General features: G+C 60.0%; 21 protein-coding genes. 7 read left to right on the top strand and 14 right to left on the bottom strand.

What is annotated here, in order from left to right:
• Nucleotides 1-39: 39 nt before the first annotated feature.
• Both flhB and HGP14_RS03180 read left to right on the top strand, forming a co-directional pair.
• Nucleotides 40-1,119: a flagellar biosynthesis protein FlhB gene (flhB, locus tag HGP14_RS03185; RefSeq protein ID WP_168828387.1), complete on the top strand. Its 1,080-nt coding sequence runs from the start codon at nucleotides 40-42 to the stop codon at nucleotides 1,117-1,119.
• Between the two features lie 5 nt (nucleotides 1,120-1,124).
• Nucleotides 1,125-1,565: a hypothetical protein gene (locus tag HGP14_RS03180; RefSeq protein ID WP_168828386.1), complete on the top strand. Its 441-nt coding sequence runs from the start codon at nucleotides 1,125-1,127 to the stop codon at nucleotides 1,563-1,565.
• A gap of 63 nt (nucleotides 1,566-1,628) precedes the next feature.
• On the opposite strand, the gene visR is transcribed toward HGP14_RS03180, so the two are convergent.
• From visR to HGP14_RS03115, 13 genes are all read right to left on the bottom strand, one after another.
• On the bottom strand, nucleotides 1,629-2,378 hold the full coding sequence (visR, locus tag HGP14_RS03175) for a transcriptional regulator VisR (RefSeq protein WP_168828385.1): 750 nt from the start codon (nucleotides 2,376-2,378) through the stop codon (nucleotides 1,629-1,631).
• A 9-nt stretch (nucleotides 2,379-2,387) separates the two neighbouring features.
• Nucleotides 2,388-3,134: a transcriptional regulator VisN gene (visN, locus tag HGP14_RS03170; RefSeq protein ID WP_168828384.1), complete on the bottom strand. Its 747-nt coding sequence runs from the start codon at nucleotides 3,132-3,134 to the stop codon at nucleotides 2,388-2,390.
• 331 nt (nucleotides 3,135-3,465) lie between these two features.
• Nucleotides 3,466-5,157, bottom strand: a complete 1,692-nt coding sequence (gene fliF, locus HGP14_RS03165; protein WP_168828383.1) for a flagellar basal-body MS-ring/collar protein FliF — start codon at nucleotides 5,155-5,157, stop codon at nucleotides 3,466-3,468.
• 109 nt (nucleotides 5,158-5,266) lie between these two features.
• Nucleotides 5,267-5,656: a hypothetical protein gene (locus HGP14_RS03160; protein ID WP_168828382.1), complete on the bottom strand. Its 390-nt coding sequence runs from the start codon at nucleotides 5,654-5,656 to the stop codon at nucleotides 5,267-5,269.
• A 10-nt stretch (nucleotides 5,657-5,666) separates the two neighbouring features.
• A complete protein-coding gene (gene cheD / locus HGP14_RS03155) occupies nucleotides 5,667-6,221 on the bottom strand; it encodes a chemoreceptor glutamine deamidase CheD (protein WP_168828381.1) in 555 nt (184 codons plus the stop codon).
• A complete protein-coding gene (locus HGP14_RS03150) occupies nucleotides 6,218-6,607 on the bottom strand; it encodes a response regulator (RefSeq protein ID WP_168828380.1) in 390 nt (129 codons plus the stop codon). The genes cheD and HGP14_RS03150 overlap by 4 nt, the downstream gene beginning before the upstream one ends.
• Nucleotides 6,607-7,650 (bottom strand): protein-glutamate O-methylesterase CheB, encoded by a 1,044-nt coding sequence (gene cheB, locus HGP14_RS03145; protein ID WP_168828379.1) that lies wholly within the window; start codon nucleotides 7,648-7,650, stop codon nucleotides 6,607-6,609. The genes HGP14_RS03150 and cheB overlap by 1 nt, the downstream gene beginning before the upstream one ends.
• A complete protein-coding gene (gene cheR, locus HGP14_RS03140; protein ID WP_168828378.1) occupies nucleotides 7,647-8,558 on the bottom strand; it encodes a protein-glutamate O-methyltransferase CheR in 912 nt (303 codons plus the stop codon). The genes cheB and cheR overlap by 4 nt, the downstream gene beginning before the upstream one ends.
• Complete coding sequence (locus HGP14_RS03135; RefSeq protein WP_168828377.1) at nucleotides 8,555-9,022, bottom strand: chemotaxis protein CheW; 468 nt, start codon at nucleotides 9,020-9,022, stop codon at nucleotides 8,555-8,557. Before HGP14_RS03135 ends, cheR begins: the two co-directional genes overlap by 4 nt.
• 4 nt (nucleotides 9,023-9,026) lie before the next feature.
• Entirely contained in the window at nucleotides 9,027-11,312 is a 2,286-nt protein-coding gene (locus tag HGP14_RS03130; protein ID WP_168828376.1) for a chemotaxis protein CheA, read from the bottom strand.
• A 17-nt stretch (nucleotides 11,313-11,329) separates the two neighbouring features.
• Complete coding sequence (gene cheY1, locus HGP14_RS03125; protein ID WP_003570362.1) at nucleotides 11,330-11,695, bottom strand: chemotaxis response regulator CheY1; 366 nt, start codon at nucleotides 11,693-11,695, stop codon at nucleotides 11,330-11,332.
• Nucleotides 11,692-11,988, bottom strand: a complete 297-nt coding sequence (locus tag HGP14_RS03120; RefSeq protein WP_168828375.1) for an STAS domain-containing protein — start codon at nucleotides 11,986-11,988, stop codon at nucleotides 11,692-11,694. Before HGP14_RS03120 ends, cheY1 begins: the two co-directional genes overlap by 4 nt.
• A 63-nt stretch (nucleotides 11,989-12,051) precedes the next feature.
• Complete coding sequence (locus tag HGP14_RS03115) at nucleotides 12,052-13,683, bottom strand: globin-coupled sensor protein (RefSeq protein WP_168828374.1); 1,632 nt, start codon at nucleotides 13,681-13,683, stop codon at nucleotides 12,052-12,054.
• A 646-nt stretch (nucleotides 13,684-14,329) separates the two neighbouring features.
• On the opposite strand from HGP14_RS03115, the gene HGP14_RS03110 reads away from it, so the two are divergent.
• Nucleotides 14,330-15,757, top strand: a complete 1,428-nt coding sequence (locus tag HGP14_RS03110) for a glycosyltransferase family 39 protein (RefSeq protein ID WP_168828373.1) — start codon at nucleotides 14,330-14,332, stop codon at nucleotides 15,755-15,757.
• Between the two features lie 6 nt (nucleotides 15,758-15,763).
• Here the strand turns inward: HGP14_RS03110 and HGP14_RS03105 are convergent, their stop codons facing one another.
• Nucleotides 15,764-16,057 carry a helix-turn-helix domain-containing protein gene (locus tag HGP14_RS03105; protein ID WP_168828372.1) on the bottom strand — a complete coding sequence of 98 codons (294 nt, stop codon included), beginning with the start codon at nucleotides 16,055-16,057 and terminating at the stop codon, nucleotides 15,764-15,766.
• 34 nt (nucleotides 16,058-16,091) lie between these two features.
• Between HGP14_RS03105 and ybaL the strand changes: the two genes are divergently transcribed.
• The 4 genes from ybaL (at nucleotide 16,092) to HGP14_RS03085 (ending at nucleotide 21,794) form a co-directional block, all read left to right on the top strand.
• Nucleotides 16,092-17,906 (top strand): YbaL family putative K(+) efflux transporter, encoded by a 1,815-nt coding sequence (ybaL, locus tag HGP14_RS03100; protein WP_168828371.1) that lies wholly within the window; start codon nucleotides 16,092-16,094, stop codon nucleotides 17,904-17,906.
• Nucleotides 17,907-17,957: 51 nt separating this feature from the next.
• Nucleotides 17,958-18,341: a hypothetical protein gene (locus HGP14_RS03095; protein WP_168828370.1), complete on the top strand. Its 384-nt coding sequence runs from the start codon at nucleotides 17,958-17,960 to the stop codon at nucleotides 18,339-18,341.
• A gap of 88 nt (nucleotides 18,342-18,429) precedes the next feature.
• The gene (gene secD / locus HGP14_RS03090) at nucleotides 18,430-20,988 is read left to right on the top strand and encodes a protein translocase subunit SecD (RefSeq protein ID WP_168828369.1); all 2,559 of its coding nucleotides are present in this window, start codon (nucleotides 18,430-18,432) and stop codon (nucleotides 20,986-20,988) included.
• A 149-nt stretch (nucleotides 20,989-21,137) separates the two neighbouring features.
• Nucleotides 21,138-21,794 carry a sensor histidine kinase gene (locus HGP14_RS03085; protein ID WP_246704344.1) on the top strand — a complete coding sequence of 219 codons (657 nt, stop codon included), beginning with the start codon at nucleotides 21,138-21,140 and terminating at the stop codon, nucleotides 21,792-21,794.
• Nucleotides 21,795-21,798 lie beyond the last annotated feature (4 nt).

The following is a 21,798-nucleotide window of genomic DNA, read 5'->3' as shown; positions in this document are numbered from 1 at the left end:
GCCTTGCTGCGGCCCTTTCCATTGATGGAGACCGCCAACTTGGCTGATGAAGACAAGGACAGCAAAACAGAAGACCCAACAGCGAAAAAGCAGTCTGACGCGGCAGAAAAAGGCAATACGCCTTTCTCACGCGAATTGCCGCTCTTTGCTACGGTCCTTGCGACCTTCGTCTATCTGACCTTCTATCTTCCCGACGGCATCAGCAGCGTCAGCGCACAGCTTCGGGATATCTTCGAGCAGCCGGACCAGTGGAAAATCGAGACTGGGCCGGATGTTATGTCACTCTTCGTGCATCTCGGCTGGGTAAGTGCCGTGCTCCTCGTCCCGGCAATGCTGCTGTTCATGAGCTTTGGGGTTGTTGCGTCCATAGCGCAGAACCTTCCTACTCCGGTTCTCGAACGTATCCGCCCGCAGATGTCGCGTCTTTCTCCGGCCAAGGGCTTCTCCCGCATATTCAGCCTGCCTGGCCTGATCGAATTCAGCAAATCGCTCTTCAAGGTAGTGGTCGTCGGCGTGATCATGTTCTTCGTGCTGCGAAACGAATACTTCAACGCGATCGACGCGATGTTCTCTGATCCGCAGACCTTGTTCGAGCGGACGCTTACGATCATGCGGAAGATCGTGCTGGTCGTGCTTTTTTCGACGGCAATCGTTGCCATCGCGGACTTCTTCTGGACCCGGCATCACTGGTTCTCGGAACTCAAGATGACGCGGCACGAAGTGAAGGAAGAAAACAAGCAGTCGCAGGGCGACCCCTTCGTCAAGGGCCGCCAGCGTTCGTTGATGCGAGACCGTGCCCGCCGCCGTATGATCGTCAATGTCGAGCGCGCCACGCTCGTCATCGCCAACCCGACGCACTTTGCCGTGGCGCTGCGCTACGTGCGCGAGGAAAACGATGCGCCGGTCGTTCTCGCCAAGGGCCAGGACCTTATTGCTTTGAAAATCAGAGAGATCGCCGAAAAACAGGGAATTCCCGTTTTCGAAGATCCGCCTCTTGCCCGCTCCATGTTTGCGCAAGTCTCGATCGATAGTGTCATCCCGTCAGTATTCTACAAGGCAGTGGCAGAGCTCATTCATCGGGTTTACGCCGCTGAGGCCAAGAACAAACGGGTAAGATAAGCCGTATGAAGAAATGCCCCTACTCTTCTCAGCGTGAAAGAATTCTTGCAGAAGCCATCAGTCCGGTTGCGACCGAGCTTCGGCTCCTCGACGCTGCGGATCTTATTTCGCTGCTGCGCTTCGAGTATTACGGCAGTATCGCAGACTTGGTCACGTCGGCCGCGGAACTATTCTTTCATCCGGGCACGGTCAATTTTGGGCTTGGGGGCAACTACACGCTGGAATGGGGCGGCAAGCCAGAGGTCGTACTCGATCTCGAAATCAAGCCGCGCGGCGTGACCGTCTATGCGCAATTGACCCTTGCGGAACACCATGCCGGCATCGACATCAGTCATATCGCCTTTCAGGAGCCATCGGCTGATCCTGACGAAAATACGGCCTTCCTCGAACGCAGCCTGCGCGAAAGCCGCTATAATACACGGCCGCTTCAGGCGCTTGCCGGCTGATCATCCTTCAATTTGAAGCACCGAGAAGCCGCCGGTTTTCTGGCCGGGTTCGTTATCGGCTCGTCAGCTGATGTAGCCAAGGCGGATCGCCTTGGCGATCGCCTGAATGCGATTGACCGAGTCGAGCTTGATTGTGGCCGAGCCGAGATAGGCGTTCACCGTATGAACGGAGAGCCCAAGCTTGTCGGCAATCTCTTCGCTGATGCGACCGTCGCCGGCAAGTTGCAGGCAGGCGATCTCGCGCTCGCTCAGTGCCGCCGCAGCCGCAGCCCGCCGCTCATCCAGCGAGAGCAGATCGATCATGATGTGGCAGCTGCGGCCATGAAGCTCGAGGAGTATATCGCAGCCGGGATCGAGATCATCGCCCGTGAATACGACGTAGCCGTTTCCGGTGGCGCCGAGCCGCACGGGAAAAGCAATGCCAGAAAAGGGCAAGATGCCGTCCTTGAGGCGTATTAGAAAGGACCCAAAATCCGCTGACCCCGGAGTGGCCTTATCGTGGCCGCCTGCCCATGACAGCGGCAAAACGGATTTCTCTATGTGATCGAGCAGCACGTCGCCATAGGCGTCGATGAAGGCCTTGCTGGAGGCCGGTGCTGCCGATGAGCCCCAATTCTCCAATTCGCAGACGAGGCGCTGCTTCGTCGGAATGCCCGAACCGCTTACCCGATAGACAGCGAAATTCTTGGCATCGGCGAGCTTCTGCATCGCGACCAGCCGCGGGAACAGGTCGGAGCGGCTGCTTACTCTGTTCACGCGAACGCTGCGTATATGCTCGGTGCTAGCCGCCGCCCTGTTTGATAGTTGCACCATGGAGTCCTCTCAAACGAGATTATTTCTTACGGCGAAGGCTATCGCTTCCGAACGCGTTTTGGTCGCGGTCTTTCGCATGACGCTCGTAATGTAGTTATTGATCGTGTTGCGGGAGATGCCCAGGATCATGGCGATCTCATCGCTGGTCTTGCCCTCTGCAATCCAGAACAGGCACTCGATTTCCCGCTCCGTCAGTTCAAAGTCGCGTTCCGTCCGGCTGCCTCCGCACTGAAGAGAGCTCGCGAGGTAACCTGCAACGAGGCCTCCGTCCCTGAGGCGTTCCGGCGACAGGATAAACCCGTCATCAAAAAGGAACATCAGCGAGATTCGCGAACGGCCGACGTTAAACATCAAAGAGCAATACTGCCGGCTGGCGCCGTCCGGTACGGCGGCGTGGTCAGGCAGGAAAGCAAAGTTGGGCTGGAAGAGCTGCATGCATTTTTCCAACTCCGTCGTGCGCCCGTAGCTGTTTGTCAGGCTCGCCGCCAGATCCTTCGCAAGATCGAACGGCCAGTCCGAAGATACTATGAAGTCGAGCCCGGCCTCCTGGACAAGATCGGAACGCGCCAGCAGATAGTGCGAGGCTCCAACATAATCCGTCAGCATCCGCAGCGCCGCCTGCAGCCTGCCACTCTCTACGATTTCCCTGAGCTGACCGATGAGCTCCTCACGGGAGCAAGGATTTACAGCCTGGACGCCGACATAATTCGCTGCCTGATTTTCGCTTTTTAGCGACTGCAGTATGTGCATATCCATGGGCAACGTCCCGCGACTGAAAAAGAGCTATCTCTGCAAAGGCTTGTCTGCGCAGCATCTGAGCGGCCTGCGCCTATGGTTAAACGAATCACCCAAGAGTAAGTCAGTCCGCGCAATTCGCCATATCCGAGTATCTGGGGATTTACTCTTGCTGCTATCCATGCGCCTGATTCGCGAGCCAATTTCGCTTGCTTGGATCTAGCTTAATTTATGGCGATTCTGTGCAGCCGTCGACAACTTATGCGCCGCATTGAGCAGGTCCAAACAACATTTCGCGGCGCCGGCACACGGTTTAAAGACAATAAAAAAGGCCGGTTGCCCGGCCTTCTCTTTAAGCGGCGGCGCTGTCAACCGCCCATTTCCTGAGAATTTTCGCGGCGCGCTCTTCGTTGATTTCCACCATGCGCGCGAGTTTCCGTTCCGGACCTTCCTTGACGCGCCGGTTGAAGTTGCCGTCGTCGTCGCCCAGGCTGAGCAGATCCTCCGTGCTGTCGAAGCCGAAGTCCGAGCCGAAGCCGTCCATAAGAGCGCCACCTTCGGCCCCGGCTCCCGGCGCAAAATCCGGCAGTTCCAGGCCAACGCTCTCGGCCGACGTGTCGCCTATGACACCGGCACCGGTGCCATTGATGCTGCGTACGAGCGGGCGTACACCCATCCAGACCACGACGAAGGCGACTCCCAGGAAGGCCAGCGAATTGATGATTCCGGCAAGGTTGCGGCTCAGCATATCCATGACCTGAACGCCGGTGCCGGTATCTTCCAGAAGCTGGTTATCGAGGAAATCCATTGCCGTCACGGTGACGACATCTCCCCGATCGGCGCTGAGGCCTGCAGCCGATGACACGATCTTCTGCATCTCGGCGAGATAGGCGTCAATCTTCGCCTGATCGGCAGGTTGACCGACCATCTGGCCGATACGTCCCTTGTTAACGACAACCGCGATCGACAGCTTCTCGACCCTGTAGCTGCTACGGGTGGTCGCCGTGGTCTTGCTGTTGATTTCGTAGTTCGTTTGTTCTTCCCGCTTATCCGACTTGTCCTGCGATTGCGGACTGTTGTCGCCACCTTGCTGGGGGGCCGCCTGCGGAACGTTCTGCTGCACGGTCGTCGCGTTGTCGGCCTGCGTCTGCTGCGACTGCGAGGCCTCCTTGGTCGATCGCACCGAACGTTCGACCTTTGAGTTCGGATCGTAGACGGTTTCCTGGATCTGTTGTGCGTCCGTGTTGAGCTGGGCGGTCACGCTTGAACGAAAGTTGTCCATACCAAGGAAAGGAGCCAGCGCCTTGTCGATATTCGATTCGACTTCCTGCTGGACATTCTGGACGATGCCCAGTGAACGGTTCAGTGAACTGTTGCTCGCGTCGTCGCCGGACGCGAGCAACTGGCCGGTGGAATCGAGAATGGTCACGTCATCAACCTCAAGCCCCGGCACGGCCGAGGCTACCAGGTGGCGGATCGCACTAGCGGCACTTCGCCCCGCCGTAGCGCTCGCCCGGATCATGACGGAGGCTGTAGGCTTCTGTTCTGCCTTACGGAAGTTACCGACCTCGGGCATGACGATATGAACGCGAGCGGCAGTGATGCCCGAGATGGACTGAATCGTGCGCCCTATTTCACCTTCGAGCGCACGGACGCGTGTTACTTCCTGCATGAAAGAGGTGAGGCCGAGCGAGCCGACATGATCGAAAAGTTCATAGCCTGCATTCGCGCTGTTCGGCAGACCGCGCTCGGCAAGCAACAGGCGGGCCTTGCCCGTCATGCCCGCCGGCACCGTGATGCTTGAACCGTCAGTGCCGACCTGGAAGGCGATACTGGCTTCCGCAAGAGCCATGCTGATCTGGTTCAAGTCGGACGTCTCGAGGCCGACGTAGAGCGTCTCCTGCGCCGGTTTGTTGACGAAAAGGGCCGCGGCCAAAATAATTGCTATTGAAAGAACGCCGACGCCAGCAAGCGCCAATAGGCGGGTCCGCCCCAGCGAACCTAAGTTCTTAAAGATCTGAACTAATTGATTTAACAGATTCATTCTGTTCTCGCACGATCCGTCGGACACAAAGCAGGCTTATTGCCTCATTCCTTGATAGACGGCGAAACTTGTGCGAGCGTTTCGTCAGGGCTGCTCGGGAGCCCTAAAGTCAGAAAAGGTCAAAATCGCCGGCCGCCTTGCTGAGCGGCTGGGAATGCCCGTGACGTGTGGTGCCGCCAAGTGCTTTCTGCATCTCGGCCAGCTTGACCAGGCTGAGTGCGGTTGCAACGTCAACCGCCCAGTTCTGAGGAATTTCGCCGGTGATCGTGTCGAGGAATTCCGCCAAGCCGCGGGTTTTTTGCACGGCGAGATCGATGCCCTGCATGACCTTCATGCTAGACGGCGCGTTCAGGATGTCGGCACCCCCGATTTCGAGGAGCTGCGGCTCGATGCGTTCAATGAGATAAGCAACGTCATGCAGTTCGGAAACGATACGCATCAGAATATCTGGAAGCGCTTCGACGGGCGAAAGCGGCTCTGCTGTTCCATTAAAAGTCATAAAAAACCCTCTAAAAAAACTCGATGCTCGTTTCGATTGGTTTCTGCGGCGCGACATTGCGCTGTTCCAGAGCGACCGTCTTTTGCGTTTCGGCGCCGGTCAGCGGGTACTGACGCGCCCGGCCCGAAACCGGCCAGTATTCGAGCTTGCGGCCATGTTCGCCGCCGGTACTCGAGCTGACGACGGGAATTCCTTCATCTCTCAGGAACTGCATGGCGAAGGCGGCGTTCTGTTCACCGACGTTGGAGAATGTCGAGATCGTCTTCGCCCCGCCGAAAATCTTGGCCTCCAGGCGGTCGCGGCGCGCGCCCTGCTTCAGAAGGCCGTTGATCAGCAATTCCATCAGATGAATACCGTAGCGTGTGTCGCCTCCGCCATTCATTGGCGTGTTGCCCGTACCTGGAAGCAAAAAGTGGTTCATGCCGCCCACTCCAGCCACCGGGTCACGCAGACATGCAGCCACACACGAGCCAAGTATGGTCGTCAAAACCGCGTTCGGATCATTCAGGACCTTCCATTCGCCTTGAATGATATGAACGCGGCGGGCTGCTGCCTCGACACTCATTTCAGCGCTCCAAAAACAGCCTCGATAGCCGCTTTCATCTTCTCAATGGTGAAGGGCTTCGCAAGCACGTTGTTGGCGCCGAGCTGAGCTGCCTTCGTGACCAGCGCACGATCGCCCTGGGCCGTCAGGATAATGAAGGCCGCTTTCTTCGTTGCCGGGTTGGCACGAACCGCCTGGAGAAAGCCGAGGCCGTCCATCTTCGGCATGTTGAAGTCCGAGATCACGAGGTGATGCGGCTGCTGAGCCATGATCTTCATGCCCTGCTCGCCGTCACCGGCAGCCGTGATCTGCTTGAAGCCGAGCTGGGTCAGCGCATCGCTGAGCAGCAATCGGCTCGTGACCTGATCATCCACGATCAGAACTTTTATCTTCTCGGCTATCGACATTATTCGGTTCCTTCTTTTCGGGCGGCTGTCATTTTCAGTATTTCTTCGCCGATCGCATTCAGTGGCAGCTGCTGCTCAACGGCGCCGAGTTCGTGGGCCACTCGCGGCATTCCATAGACCACGCAGGTCTTTTCGTTCTGTCCGAGAGTGCGCGCGCCGGCATGGCGCATTTTCAAGAGGCCAGCCGCGCCATCGCGGCCCATGCCTGTCAGGATCACGCCGACCGCGTTGCGTCCGGCAAGTTCGGCAACGGAATCGAAGAGAACGTCGACCGAGGGACGGTGTCCGTTCACAGGATCGCGCTCGACAAGACGGCAAACGGGCGCCGACACATTCGCGACCTGCAAATGACGTTCTCCGCCTGGTGCCAGATAAATCTTACCAATCTCTAAACGTGCGCCATCCGTCGCTTCTGTCACCACCGGGGCACAGAGGCGGTTGAGGCGGTCCGCAAAGCTCTTGGTGAAGGTCGGCGGCATATGCTGGGTAATGACCGTCGGCGGACAATTCGCCGGAAACTTCTGGAGCACCGCTATCAAGGCCTCGACGCCACCGGTCGAAGAACCGATGGCGACGATCTTGCGTCCAACCCGGAAATCAGCGACCGATGGCGGCGGAACGGGAGCTGCAGCGGGTTGCACGAACCGGCGCTGCGAACGCGCAGCCGCCTTCACCTTCTCGGCCAGATCGCCGAACGGACGCGGTTCGCCGGGCACCGGCTTTCCGATACAATCGAAGGCTCCGATTTCGAGGGCGGCCAGGGATGCTTCCGCACCGCGGTGCGTCAAGGTGGAAACCATGATGACCGGCATGGGCCGAAGCCGCATGATCTTCTCAAGAAAATCAAGTCCGTTCATGTTCGGCATCTCGATGTCCAGCGTGACGACATCGGGATTGAGCTTCTTGATAGCCTCGCGCGCTTCCAGCGCGTCGCCCGCCTCGCCGATGACACTGACGTCCGGATCGGATCTCAGGACGGCCGTGATCAGCCCACGCATGGTTGGGGAGTCGTCGACGACGAGAACTCGTGCCGGTGCGCTCATACCTTTCTCCCCAGTCCTCTTGCGGTGTAGCGATATGTGGTGACGCCTATGTTGTCGAAGACGTTCTTGGCTTCGCCTGAGACACGTTCGGAATGACCGATGTAAAGGTGGCCTCCTTCCGGCAGCAGTTCGGCAAAGCGCGACCAAATCTTCATTTGTGTCGGTTCATCGAAATAGATCACGACGTTCCGGCAGAAGATCACGTCGAACTTGCCCTTGAAGGGCCACTGCGCCATCAGGTTCAACTCGTTGTAGGTGATCAGCCGCTTGACGCGATCGTCGATCTGGAATTTGCGGCGTCCCTGCACGTCGACTTCCGTGAACCACTGCTTGCGCATGCCCGGCGATACGGTTTCGAGAGCAGTCTCGTCATATGCGCCCTGCCGGGCTATCGCCAGGATCTTCGGGTCGATATCGGTCGCCAGGATCTTGAAGTCGTAATCGGCAACGTTCGGCATCTGGGAGATGACCGTCAGTGCGATCGAATAGGGCTCCTGGCCATCGGAAGACGCAGCCGACCAGATACGCACACGTCCGCCCGTCTTGGCGCGGTGCAAAAGCTCCGGCAGCACATAGTCGCGCAGATGCTCGAAATGATGGTTCTCGCGGAAGAAACGCGTAAAGTTGGTCGTGAGATGGGAGAGCATCTCGCGACGCGCTGCCGCCCCAGCCGGACTGGAGACCAGGGAGCAGTATTCGCGGAAACCCGAAAGCCCGAGACTGCGGATGTGCTTCGACAGACGCGAATAGACCAGCGAAGCCTTCGTCTCGTTCAGGTAGATCCCTGCATCCGAATAGATCATCGCAGCGATTTCCATGAGATCGCGGCGCGTCAGCGGGTATTCGCCGCTCGCCAGAACCTCATCGGGGCTACCCTGTCTGATATCTTTTGCACTCAACGCAGTCATGCAGCTTCGCTTTCCGTCTCGGGGAAGATCGCATCGAGTTCGAGCAGGCAGATCATCCGTTTTTCAATCGCAAGAATTCCGCGAGCGAACTGGCGCTCCGCCTCGGAAGAGACTTCCGGCGTGGGCTGAATGTTGTCATCGGTAACGGTCAGAATATCGGACACGGCGTCGACGAGCAGGCCGACAACTTTCCGATGAACCTGGGCGACAATGATGACATGGCGCTGCGACGGTTCAGCGGCTTTCATGCCGAGACGCACCGAAAGATCGATGATCGGCAGCACCGCGCCACGCAGGTTGATGACGCCTTTCATGTACGCTGGCGAATGCGGCATAGCCGTTGCCGGCGTCCAGCCGCGGATTTCGCGAACCGACATGATGTTTACGCAAAATTCCTGGTCGCCAATGCGGAACGCGATCAGTTCGCGATCCCCGTGGCTCAGATTTTTCACGCCGTACGACATCGTCTTATCCCACCGCTGCCAAAGACATTTCCGGCTTCAGGGCCTGGCCGCGCGATGCGCCGACGACGGCATCGACGTCGAGGATGAGCGCCACGCGCCCGTCGCCGAGGATCGTTGCAGCCGCAATGCCCGGAACGTGGGTGTAGTTTGCTTCCAGGCTCTTGATGACGACCTGGCGCTGACCCTGGATGGCGTCGACCATCAGAGCGCGCTGACCGCCGCCTTCGGATTCCACGAGCAGCGCGACACCCTCCACCGGGTTCGCCTGCGTTGCGCGGTAGTTCAGGATGCGGCCGACATCGACCAGCGGGCAGAACGAATTGCGGATCGAGATCAAGCGGTGGTTCGCACCGAATGAATGGATTGCGGAGGCTTCCGGCTGCAGCGTTTCGACGATGGCCGTCAGCGGTACCACAAGCGTCTGGCCTGCGACCGTTACCACCATGCCGTCGAGCACGGCGAGCGTCAGCGGCAGGCTCATCGTGAAGACGGAACCCTGCCCCGGCCTCGAGGTGATACTGATGCGACCGCCGAGCGCCTGGATCGAGCGCTTGACGACGTCCATACCGACACCGCGACCGGAGATATCCGAGATCTTGTCGGCCGTGGAGAAGCCCGGCAGGAAGATCAGGTTGTCGATTTCTTCGTCCGACAGGTTTGAATCGGCCGGGATCAGCTCGTTGGCAATTGCCTTCTGCTTGACCTTTTCGCGGTTAATACCGGCGCCGTCGTCGGCGAGTTCGATCAGGATACGTCCCGACCGGTGCTTTGCCGTAAGGCGGACGGTGCCTTCAGCGTTCTTTCCGCTGGCAGCGCGCTTTTCCGGTGATTCGATGCCGTGATCGACGGCATTGCGGATCATGTGCGTCAGCGGTTCGGCGATCTTGTCGATGACCGTCTTGTCGACCTCGGTGTTTTCACCTTCGGTGATCAGGCGGATCGTCTTGCCCGTCATGTCGGCGATTTCGCGGACGATACGCGACATGCGCTGGAACACCGGCTTCACCGGCTGGGCGCGGATCGCCATCACCGAATCCTGGATCTCGCGGGTAAGCTGCTGCAGCTCCTCAAGGCCCATGTTGATCGAAGACGTGCCGGTCGTATCGTTCTCGATGACGCTCTGTGAGAGCATCGCCTGGTTAATGACAAGCTCGCCCACAAGGTTGATCAGGCGGTCGACGCGGTCGAGATCGACGCGGATGGTCTGGCCCGCGCTTGCGGCGGCGGCATTGTTTTGTGCAGCAGCGGCCGCACTGGCAGCGGCAGCCGCCGACGATTCCTTCTTTTCGACGCGGGCCGCCGCGGCAGCCATCTGCGTAACGTTCGAGGCAGTTTCAGCGGCGGCGACGGCTGCAGCGACCTCCGACGTCGCCTCCCGGGCCTCGATGGCACCACCGTCATCGAGGATCGACAAATCGAAGGGAACGGGGATCATAGGCAGTTCGTCGTTGGACGCCGTTGCGGCATCGGCTTCGACCGCCTTGATCGTCAGATCGCAATCCCATTCGGCGAACTCGAACACCGCGCGAATGGCGTCCTCGCCCTTATCCGTCTTCAGCGTGATGTTCCAGTAGAAGTAAGCTGCTTCTGCATCCAATTCTTCGAGGCCTGGCAGCGCATCCATGTTGCAATAGCAGCTCATCTCTCCCAGGCGGGAGAGATCGCGCAGCAGCAGGGTCGCGTCGTTACCCTTCGAATAGAGATCGGAGCGTGGCTTGAAGGTGATTTCATAAGCCGGAAGATCGGAACCGGCTTCTTCTTCATCGCCGAAATCGCCGAAGGAGAAGGGAATAGGCTGGAAACCGCTTTCGTCGGTCGGCGACGGAGCGGCGGCAACGGGTGCCGGAGCAGGTTTTGCGGCGGCCTTCGGCGCGGGAGCCTCGGCGGCGCTCGACGGCGACGGCATTTCGCCGTGTGCAAGCGCTTCGAGCTCTTTCACCAGGCCGCGGCTGCGGCTTTCGTCGACGCTGCCGCCGTCCCGGGCGGCATTGGTGAGGTCTGCCAGCACATCGGCCGATTTCAGCATGACCTTCAGGACATCCTGTGTCGGCTCAAGCCTATTGGAGCGAACGCAATCAAGTGTGGTCTCGAACACATGGGCGAAGGCGACGAGAGCGTCCAGACCGAAGGCGCCGGCGCCGCCCTTGATCGAATGGACGGCACGGAACACCGCATTGACGGTTTCCGGATCGCGATCGCCATCATTCATTTTCAGAAGACCGGATTCCAGTTCGGCGAGCTGCTCCTCGCATTCCTGGAAAAAGATCTCTTTGATTTCGTTCATATCCATAGGAGGAATTCCTGGTTTTAAGCGGTTACGCGCTCAATGGCATCGATCAGCTTGGCAGGGTCGAACGGCTTGACGATCCAGCCGGTGGCTCCGGCCTGACGCGCACGGTTCTTCTTTTCCGCGTCGCTTTCCGTCGTCAGGACCAGGATCGGGATCGCCCGGTACTTCTCGTTGCGGCGGACACCCTCGATGAAGCCGAAGCCATCGAGGCGCGGCATGTTGATGTCGGTGACGATGACGTCCGGATTGGATTCCTCGAGAACTTCGAGGCCCTCGACGCCGTCTTCCGCCTGGATCGTCTCGAAGCCCGCATTGTTCAGCGTCACGAGAAGCATGTTTCGAATCGTCCGTGAATCATCCACGGTCAGCACTTTTTTCTTCATTGCCGGATCTCCTTGGCAAGCAGGTGGTCGATGTCGACGCCAACCAGCTGCATGGCTTTTTGAAACGCATCGGACACTTTCACGAAGGCGAACGAATGCTTGTCCTGGTCCCAGGTCTTCACGGCCGCCATCAGAACCTGAACACCAAGACCGCCCAGTCGCTCGACGGCGGATGCATCGATCGAAAGATCGTTGCCGCGCACGGAGATAAGCTTGTCGCGCAAGGCCGACGCCTCGTTGAGATCGAGCACCGCTCCCAAACTCAAGGTCTTCCCACTCTTCTTTGCTGCCATCAGCTTTTCCTTGTCCCCTGGTCCCCTGCCCGCAAGAATGAGGCGGGGGCATCTTCCGATAGGTTAGTAAACATTCCGGCCACCTCCGAAGCTGGCGGCAGGAAGCGAGAACCCGAAATCTTCTGCGTCGTATTGCTCGTCCAGGGTGATGGGCCGCGCTGGAGTCTCGACGCGGCGATGATGAAGCGAGCGACCCGCCGTAGCCTCGACGCGCCCGTTTTCGCGGGCGATGCGGAATTCACGGATGGTCTGACCGAGTTCGAGGATTACCGTATGCAACTCGTCGGCATCGGCGGCCGAACGCTGGGCGGATGCGGCGTTGTCGGCAACCTGCCCGCCGAGCGCCTTGACGTCGCCCACCACCGTGTCGAGGCTCGCGGCGTGCTCGCCCGTATGGCTTGCAATGGTGGCGATCGCAGCGTTGATGTCTGTCACCTGCCGTACGATACTGCCGATCGAATCCTGGGTTCGGCCCACCATCTGCACGCCGGCATCCACCTGGGACTTGGTCGTCGTGACGAGGGTTTTGATTTCGCGGGCGGCTTCGGCGGAGCGTTGCGCAAGCGCCCGCACTTCCTGCGCCACGACGGCAAAGCCACGGCCGGACTCGCCGGCACGTGCCGCCTCGATGCCCGCATTCAGAGCAAGCAGGTTGGTCTGGAACGCAATTTCGTCGATCGCTCCGATGATCTGACCGATCTTTTCCGCGGACTGTTCGATATCCGCCATGGCGCTGATGGCGCGGCCTACGACCTGGCCGCTCTCTTCGGCCGCGGCGCGGGTCGAGGCCGCGGCCTTTTCGGCGGCGCGGCTTTCCAATGCCCCGTTGCGCACGCTTCCGGCGATGGCTTCGAGGGCGACTGCCGATGTCATGAGTTGCTGTGAATGGTCAGCAGAATGAGCGGAGAAGCTTTGGGAGGCGGCCGCAAGCGAATGGGTCGAGAGTTCGGCTTTCGCGGTGCGTTCGCCGAGACCTACAAATTCCCCCTGGATGGCGTCGAGGGCCGCATTGAGGGCGCCAGCGATATCCGCATAGGCGCTGTCTCCATCGGTGGCTGCCCGCGCGGTCAGATCGCGGGCTGCGAGGCCATTGACCACCTCGCCGAATATTCGGGTGACTTCCGCCTTGTCCTGTTCACGCTGCTCGGCAAGCGCCTGTTGCTGGGAAGCACGAAGGGCATTGAAACGAAGCGACACGGCGATTTCGACATCCACCATGACCAGCCGGATGATGGCCGTCATCATCTCGCTGATGTCTTTTGCACGGCGTCTGGCACCCGGAAGCAACGGCTTGCCTGCGAGCTCACCCGCCAGACCGGAAATGATGTGCTCCAGCACCACGCCATGGCCGGCGACGTGCCAGCGCGGATCGAGGCCCATCCTGCTCTCGGTATCTGACAGCACCTTGACGCGCTCGGCATAAAGGCTGTCGAAGCGGGCATCCGTCAGCACGTCCCAGTGGGAGGATTGGAGATCGTGCAGACGATCGACCTGGCGGTCGTTCTCGAAATTGCGCGCGGCGTCGGGGAAGGTCTGGTAGCGCTGGAACAGATCGCGAAGGCCGCTCTTCAGCCGGGCTTCAAGCATCGGCCGGTGGCGGCGCACCATCTCGCATTGCCCGGCATCGAGGCCGGCAAAGCGAAGGCGATCACGGAGGCTACCTGCCTGCGCGCCTTTGGCCTGATCTGATGGCATATCCTGCCCCAATGCCTATCCCCAATCACCTTCCGGACAGGGTCCGATGAAAAATTTGTGCTCCATCCGAGCGCAATGCGGGGGAAACGACCCATGCCACCGGCCACAAACCGGCGGGCGAATGTCTCCCGATCAGCAATTTCTATTTCGGAAAAGAGATCGATACCGGATCGAGCCGGTACGGCGGGACGGCGTCATGCCTGCTGGGAACGAGTAAACATCTTCCCATTCCGACGTGTACTGCAATGTTTATGGTTAATTCCTTGCTTGAAGGTTAATAGGCATTTGAAGGACCTTGGCATCCAAGCATTTCGACCGCCCGGCATGAATTTGTTCCTGGGAGTTGCAAACGCGCTACAAGTCCCGCGCAAGGTCTATGTTATATCCCGCCTGTAAGACATGACATGATGTCGTTAAGGATAGAGCAATGATTGTTCTCGGATTGGGTTCGTGCGTCATCGCAATTGCCACGCTGGCCGCCGTCGCCCTGCTTGACCGGATTGAAGCCAGCCGCGGCGTGATCAGCCTCCGCGTGCTCTGAATCCCATTGCCCTCTGCGGCATAGTGCGGCTTTCTGCGCCACCCCTGTTGGCAGCCACCTTCCTCTGATGTATCGCAGGCGCCTCAAGCTCAGCGGAAGTTGTTCATGACTGCCAGAACCGGCCTTTTCATCATTTTAGCTGTCACTCTGTGGCGTATCATAACGCTACATTTCGACACGACGGATTTTTTCGTCGACGAGGCGCAATACTGGTTCTGGTCCCAGAATCTCGATTTTGGTTACTATTCGAAACCGCCGATGATCGCCTGGTTCATCCGCGCGATGACGGAAGTTTCGGGCTCCAGCGATATCTTCTGGGTGCGCCTTTGCGGGCCTCTCGTCCACATGGGCACAGCATTCCTGCTGATGAAATTCGCCGCACGCGTGGCAGGTCCCAAGGCCGAGGGCTGGGCCGGCGCTATCTATATAACGATGCCTGCCGTTGCGCTATCATCGGTCTTCTTCTCGACCGATGTCGTTCTTCTATTCTTCATGACAATCGGCCTCTGGGCCTATTTCGGCCTGACAGAGAAGCGCTCGATTGCACTTGCTCTCATCATGGGCGTTGCTTTCGGTTGCTCCTTCCTGTCGAAATACGCGATCCTTTTTATCGTGCCCGGCGGACTGTTCGCACTGCTGCTGGTTCCGGCTGCGCGCATCGCCTGGCGTGACTTCTTCATATCGGTCGTCGCCGCGCTCATCGTCGCAGCCCCGAATCTCTGGTGGAACTTTACCCACGACGCAACGACCGTCCGCCACACGGAGGATATCGCGCAGTGGAATGAGCTTCGGCTGAATTTCGCAGGTGCCCTCGAATTCTTCGCAGCCCAGTTCGGCGTCGTCGGACCGATTGTTTTCTTCGCGATGCTTTGGGCAACGTGGCGCATGATCAAGGGAAAGAGCAGCGAGAAGGAAAAGCTTCTCATCTGGCTCTCCATACCAGTCGTTTTCCTGATCACCCTGCAGGCGCTGGTCGCCAAGGCCGAAGCAAATTGGGGCGTGTCGGCCTATGTCGCCGGGACGGTGCTCGCCGTCTGGGTGCTGGTCCAGCTATGGCCGAAGGGCCTGCGCATCTCGCTGATCATTGGCGGCGTTGCGAGCTTCCTTTTCCCGCTTGCGACGATCTTTGCCCATCAGCTTGTGCTTCCGGGCGGCAATGAGGTTATGAAGCGTTATCTGGGTCGTAGCGAAATCAGCCGTGAGACAGGCGCCCTTGCCAAGCAGGCAGGCGTGAGCACTATTGTCACCGACAATCGCGATTTTGTCGCCGACATGTTCCACACGCTGAGAAACGAGCCGATGAGGATCTACTCGCGTCCGCCCGCTGGCTTCCCCGCAAATTACTACGAACAGGAATTTGCGCTTCCGGCCGATGTCCAGGATCAGGTTCTGTTCGTCACACGCGGCGAACTGAGCTGCGCAGCCGCGGCACCTGAACTGGTCAAAAGCTGGCAGCCTGCAGACGGTTACTATCGGGGCAAGACGGTCAATGCCTATAAGGTGCCCGCCGCCTGCCTGAGACCACGGAGCTAGTACGCCTCAGGGCAGGTAAAGGCCTGTTCCCGCTCCTTCGATCTCAATGAAACGCACACCGCCATCCTCGAAGGCGAGGCGCAACTGCGCCTCGGTGGCGCGGTGGATTTCGTGGTGCTGCCCCTCATAATCACGTATCGTGCTGCGGGAGACCGCTGCCTTCTCGGCGAGTTCCGCCTGCGTCCAATCGAGCAAACCTCGTGCGGCGCGGCATAAAGCAGGCGTTAGAATTGTTTCTTTCGCGCCTTGACCCATGATTTCAAACCACCCATATTGGTCAATATAAGCCATATATGTCATAATGTGAACGAGAATTCCAGATCGGGGAGAACGGATGCCTCACGACACGCCTTTGATTTCGACAATCGTCGGAGGTCTCGTGCTGGCGTTCATTCTCGGCGCGCTTGCCAACAGGCTTCGACTGCCGCCGTTGGTCGGATATCTTGTGGCGGGCGTTCTCGCCGGCCCGCACACGCCGGGCTTCGTTGCAGACCAGAACCTTGCGCCCGAACTTGCTGAAATCGGCGTCATCCTCCTGATGTTCGGCGTCGGGCTCCACTTCTCGCTCAAAGATCTGCTTTCGGTGCGCGGTATTGCCGTACCGGGCGCCGTCGTTCAAATCGGCTTTGCGACTTTGCTCGGCTGGGGGCTCGGTGCCCTTATGGGCTGGCCGACCGGCGGCAGTCTCGTGTTCGGTCTTGCGCTGTCCGTTGCCTCCACCGTCGTGCTCCTGAAAGCGTTGCAAGAGCGCCGGCTCGTGGAGACCGAGCGCGGCAAGATCGCTGTCGGCTGGCTGATCGTCGAAGATCTCGCGATGGTCCTCGCGCTGGTGCTGATACCCGCAGCCGCCAGCATCGGCGATAGTGCCCATGCCAGCGCAGAGCCGTTCTCGGCAAGCCTCAGCCGCCTGCTCGGGCTTGATCTCGGAATCACAGGCATCATCGGCGTGACGCTGGTGAAAGTCGCGCTATTCGTTGCGCTGATGCTGGTCTTCGGCCGCAAGCTCATTCCCTGGACGATGCACCGGATCGCCCATACCGGGTCACGCGAACTTTTCCGGCTCGGCGTACTCGCCATCGCGCTCGGCGTTGCCTTTGGCGCATCGAAGCTCTTCGGCGTGTCTCTTGCCCTCGGCGCATTCTTTGCGGGCATGGTGCTCTCGGAAAGCGAACTCAGCCACCGCGCCGCTCAGGAAAGCTTACCGCTTCGCGACGCGTTTGCTGTTCTCTTCTTCGTTTCCGTCGGCATGCTCTTCGATCCGAACATCCTGGTCGACAAGCCCCTGCCGGTCCTGGCGACCGTCTTCATCATCGTCATCGGCAAGTCCGTCGCCGCCTTTCTCATCGTCCTGCTCTTCCGAAGGCCGGTGGGAACGGCGCTGACAATCTCGGCCAGCTTGGGACAGATCGGCGAATTCTCCTTCATCCTGGCCGCCCTCGGCGTCGATCTCGGCCTGCTCCCGGAAGAAGGCCGTGACCTCATCCTGGCCGGCGCGCTCATTTCGATCATTCTCAATCCGCTGCTTTTCATCGCTTGCGACCATATGCGGCCGTTTCTCGAACGTTCGAAGCGCGAAGAGGCCCCCGCCGAAACGACCGCTACAGCGGAGACGACTGTCGTGTCAGCCGAGCCGGAAGACGAAATCCTGCCGACATCGCTTTCCGGACATGCCATCCTGATTGGCTATGGCAGGGTCGGCGGCATTGTCGGCCAGAACCTCAAGTCTTCGGGCACCCCGTTCCTCGTTATCGAGGATTCCGAAAAACGCATCGAGGAGCTTGCCGCACAGGGCGTCGAGACGATCCCCGGCAACGCCGCCGCTCGCGAGGTTCTCGATCTCGCCAATGTTGCGGGCGCGCGCAGCCTGGTCATTGCAATCCCCAATGCCTTCGAGGCCTGCCGCATCGCCGAGCACGGTCGCGGTCTTAATCCGTCGATCCTGATCGTCGCCCGGGCCCACTCGGACGCGGAAGTCGACGAGTTGAAGCGGTATGGCGCCGATACCGTCATCATGGGCGAGCGAGAAATCGCCATGGGGATGGTTGACCGGCTCGCGCAAGTACATCATGACAGTCCGGCCTATGAAGATGGGAACGGCACTGATACAATTCCGGTTGCGGAGAACGTTCCGCCACCCGAAAAAGAATGAGAGATTGGCGCGCTTTTGAGCCGATACGGGAGTGAAATTACCGAGGCAGAGATGACGGAGCTCGATGAGCGCCGCCTGACCACTCGTCTCGCCGCTTCCATGCTCATTGCCGTCTTCGCCTATCTCGGCCTGCTCTTCGGCGGCAATCTCATTCTCTCGCCCTCGGCCGCCGCCAATACGCTGTCATCTCCTTCCAAGGATCCGCAGCCGCTGCAGATCACGGCCCGCGATGCCGTGCGCGGCGTGCTTGCCACGGACCGCAAGATCGCGCCGAAGCAGGCAGTCTATGATTCCGGTTCGATCTTCCTTGCCGCCGTTCCCGGCCTCGATTTCATCGGCTGGGCTCCGATCAAGGCTCTCACATCCTTCGACGCTCCGCTTGCGCCAGCCGCCGGCCGAGCCCACCAACCGCGCGCTCCGCCACGTTCGGCCTGAGACTGCGCGCCGCTGGCGCTTCCGATAGATTGAAAGACATGTCGCCAGCGCGGATGCGCCGGCAACCGCATATCAAGGAAAAAGATACATGCGCAATTCACCATGGCTGGTGTTCACCTATACGGTGATCATCGCGCTCGGCCTATTGATCGCCCTGCCAAACGGGCTGCCGCAGTCAGTTCTCCAGCGCCTGCCTTCCTGGCTGCCGCACAATCAGGTTTCGCTCGGCCTCGACCTTCGCGGCGGCTCGCATCTCGTGCTCGAAGTCGATGAAGGCGACCTGACCAAGGAGCGCCTGAACTCGATGGTTCAGGATGCCCGCCGCGTCCTGCGCGAAAAGGGTATCCAGCCGAAGTCGGTTACTCGCAGCAACAACCAGATCGTGGTGACGCTTGCAGACGCCTCGCAGAGCGATGCCGCCGTCACCGAACTGCGCACGCTCAGCAATCCGATCAGCACGGGCCTTAGCGCGGGCCAGTCGGACCTCTCCATCACCGCCAATGGCCCGACGATCACCATCGGCTTCTCGCCGGCCGGCATCTCCGCCAATGTCGACAACGCCGTGCAGCAGAGCCTCGAGGTCATCCGCCAGCGCGTCGACCAGGTCGGCGTCGCTGAGCCGACGATCCAGCGCATCGGAGCCAACCGCATTCTCGTTCAGCTCCCCGGCGCTCAGGACCCGTCCCGCCTGCGCGAGCTGCTCGGCTCCACCGCCAAAATGTCCTTCCATATGCTCGCGCCGAATAACCAGCCCGGTCCCGGCGTGACCATGATGAAAGATGAAGAGGGCAATAGCTTTCCGGTCCTCGACCGCGTCGAGATCTCCGGTGATCGCCTTTCGGACGCTCGCGTCAGCTTCGACCCGAACACGCATGAGCCGGTCGTCAGCTTCCGCTTTGACAGCGCCGGCGCCACCCGCTTTGCCGAAATCACCCGCCAGAACGTCGGCAATCCCTTTGCCATCGTCCTCGACGACAAGGTGCTGAGCGCGCCTGTCATTCGCGAACCGATCACCGGCGGCTCCGGCCAGATCTCCGGCAACTTCTCGGCAGACAGCGCGACGACGCTCGCCGCCTTGCTGCGCGCCGGCGCCCTGCCCGCCAAGCTGACCGTCATCGAAGAACGTACCGTAGGCGCCGACCTTGGCGCAGACGCCATCAAGATGGGCCTCTATTCCGGCATCGTCGGCTTCGTGCTGGTCGCGGCTTTCATTTTCATCCTGTACGGCACCTGGGGTTTTCTCGCGAACTTCGCGCTGCTTATCCACACGATCCTGACCTTCTCGGCCCTGACGCTCGTCGGAGCGACGCTGACCCTGCCGGGTATCGCCGGCGTCGTGCTCGGTATTGGTCTTGCCGTCGACGCGAACGTCCTGATCAACGAGCGCATCCGCGAAGAGACGCGCAAGGGCAAGAGCGCCTTTGCAGCAATCGATACCGGCTTCCGTCGCGCCTATTCGACGATTATCGACGGCAACATGACGGCGCTCATCGCCGCGGCGATCCTGTTCTGGTTCGGCACCGGACCGGTCCGTGGTTTCGCCGTGACCATGGCGCTCGGTCTCATCATCTCGATGTTTACCTCCGTCGCCTTCGTCCGCGTGACGATGATTGAGATCACTCGCCGCCGCAAGCTCAAGGTCCTGAACATCCGGCCGCTGATACCGGTGATGTTCAATCCTTACGGCCGCCACATCCAGTTCATGAAGGCGCGCTTCTTCGGCGTGACGGTTTCGGCGCTTCTGTCGATCGCCTCGGTCGCCCTCTTCATTCATCCGGGCCTCAACTACGGCGTCGACTTCCGCGGCGGCATCCAGATGTCGGTCAAGACGACGGAAGCCAGCGACCTCGGCCGTTTCCGCGAAGGCCTGAACAGCCTTGGCCTCGGCGAAGTCTCACTCCAATCCTACGGCGATAACAACACCATGGCGGTGCGCGCGCAGCGCCAGGACGGCGGTGAAGAAGCCCAGACGGCCGCCGTCGAGAAACTGAAGGCGGAAATCATCAAGATCGACCCGTCTGCAACTGTCACCGGCACCGACGTCATCGGTCCGAAGGTCAGCGGTGAGCTTGCATGGGCCGGCATCCTGTCGGTCGTCATCGCCAGCTTCGCGATGCTGTTCTACATCTGGTACCGCTTCGAGTGGCCATTCGCCGTGGGCGCCATCGTCACGCTCATCCTCGACGTGACCAAGGCGATCGGCTTCTTCGCGCTCACCGGCCTCGACTTCAACCTCACCGCCATCGCCGCCATCCTGACTTTGGTCGGCTATTCGGTGAATGACAAGGTTGTGGTCTACGACCGCATGCGTGAAAACATGCGTCTCTACAAGTCGATGCCGCTGCGCGAACTAATCGACCGGTCGATCAACGAGACGCTGGCGCGGAGCCTCTACACCAACGCGACGGCGTTCCTTGCCCTGCTGCCGATGGCAATCTGGGGCGGCAGCGCGGTCGAAAGCTTCGCTGTTCCGATGGTCTTCGGTATCCTCGTTGCCGGCGCTTCGTCCGTCTTCATCGCAGCACCGATCCTGCTCTTCCTCGGCGACTGGCGCCGCCGCCATGCCAAGGCGGTAGCAGCGTCCTCGAGCGCCGAGCCCGAAATTCTGCCGCCGGAAACCACCGAAGCGCGCAAGTCCATCGGCTAGGATACCTCTGGTAACAGATGGTTGTACGGGCGCCGGTTGCAGAACCGGCGCCCGCTTTTTATTCTGGCTGCAATGAAGTGAAGGGGTGCGTCCGCATGTCATACGATCAAGCGCCAGTTGCTGTTTCGGGCCCGGGCGAGGAGGAGCGTATGAAGCGTTTTCTGGCGACGGCTTCGCACGACCTCCAATCGCCGCTCCGGCACATCGCCATGTATGCAGAAATCCTCCTGGACGAGCTTGGGGCGAAGCTCGATGGCGAACAGCGCGAGAGCCTCACAGCTATCCTTCAGAAAGCCCAGGGGGCCCAACGTCTTACACGAGCGCTCATGAGCTTCGCTGCCGGCACGCCACAGCTCTCGCCTGAGCCGCTCGAACTCGGTGGTTTGATCGAAAGCATATGGACAGAGGTGATCAGCGAGACGGCTGCACAGGACGCCACCATGAGCCACGGCACGCTTCCCACGATCCACAGCGATGCAACGATCCTCTCGGCCGTGCTGAAGCACATTCTAGCCAATGCGCTGATTTATCGGAGTGCCGCAGCACCGCATGTCGAGGTAACAGCGGAAAAGAGTGCCGGCGATTGGCTGCTACACATCTCCGACAATGGGCGGGGCATCGAACCCGCCCATTGGGACCGGATATTCGAGCCTTTCTGGAAGCTGCCACAGGCAGGCGCCGTCCCGGGCGCCGGACTTGGGCTGACCGCGGCGCGCGAACTGTTAATAGCGATGGGCGGCGACGTGACCCTCTGCCGCTCGGACGAAACGGGCAGCCGCTTTACGATCCGCCTGCCGGCCGCATGACCGC

This window comes from Rhizobium sp. P32RR-XVIII, from assembly GCF_012641395.1.
Taxonomy (GTDB): domain Bacteria; phylum Pseudomonadota; class Alphaproteobacteria; order Rhizobiales; family Rhizobiaceae; genus Rhizobium.
This window is presented reverse-complemented; position numbering and strand designations above follow the sequence as displayed.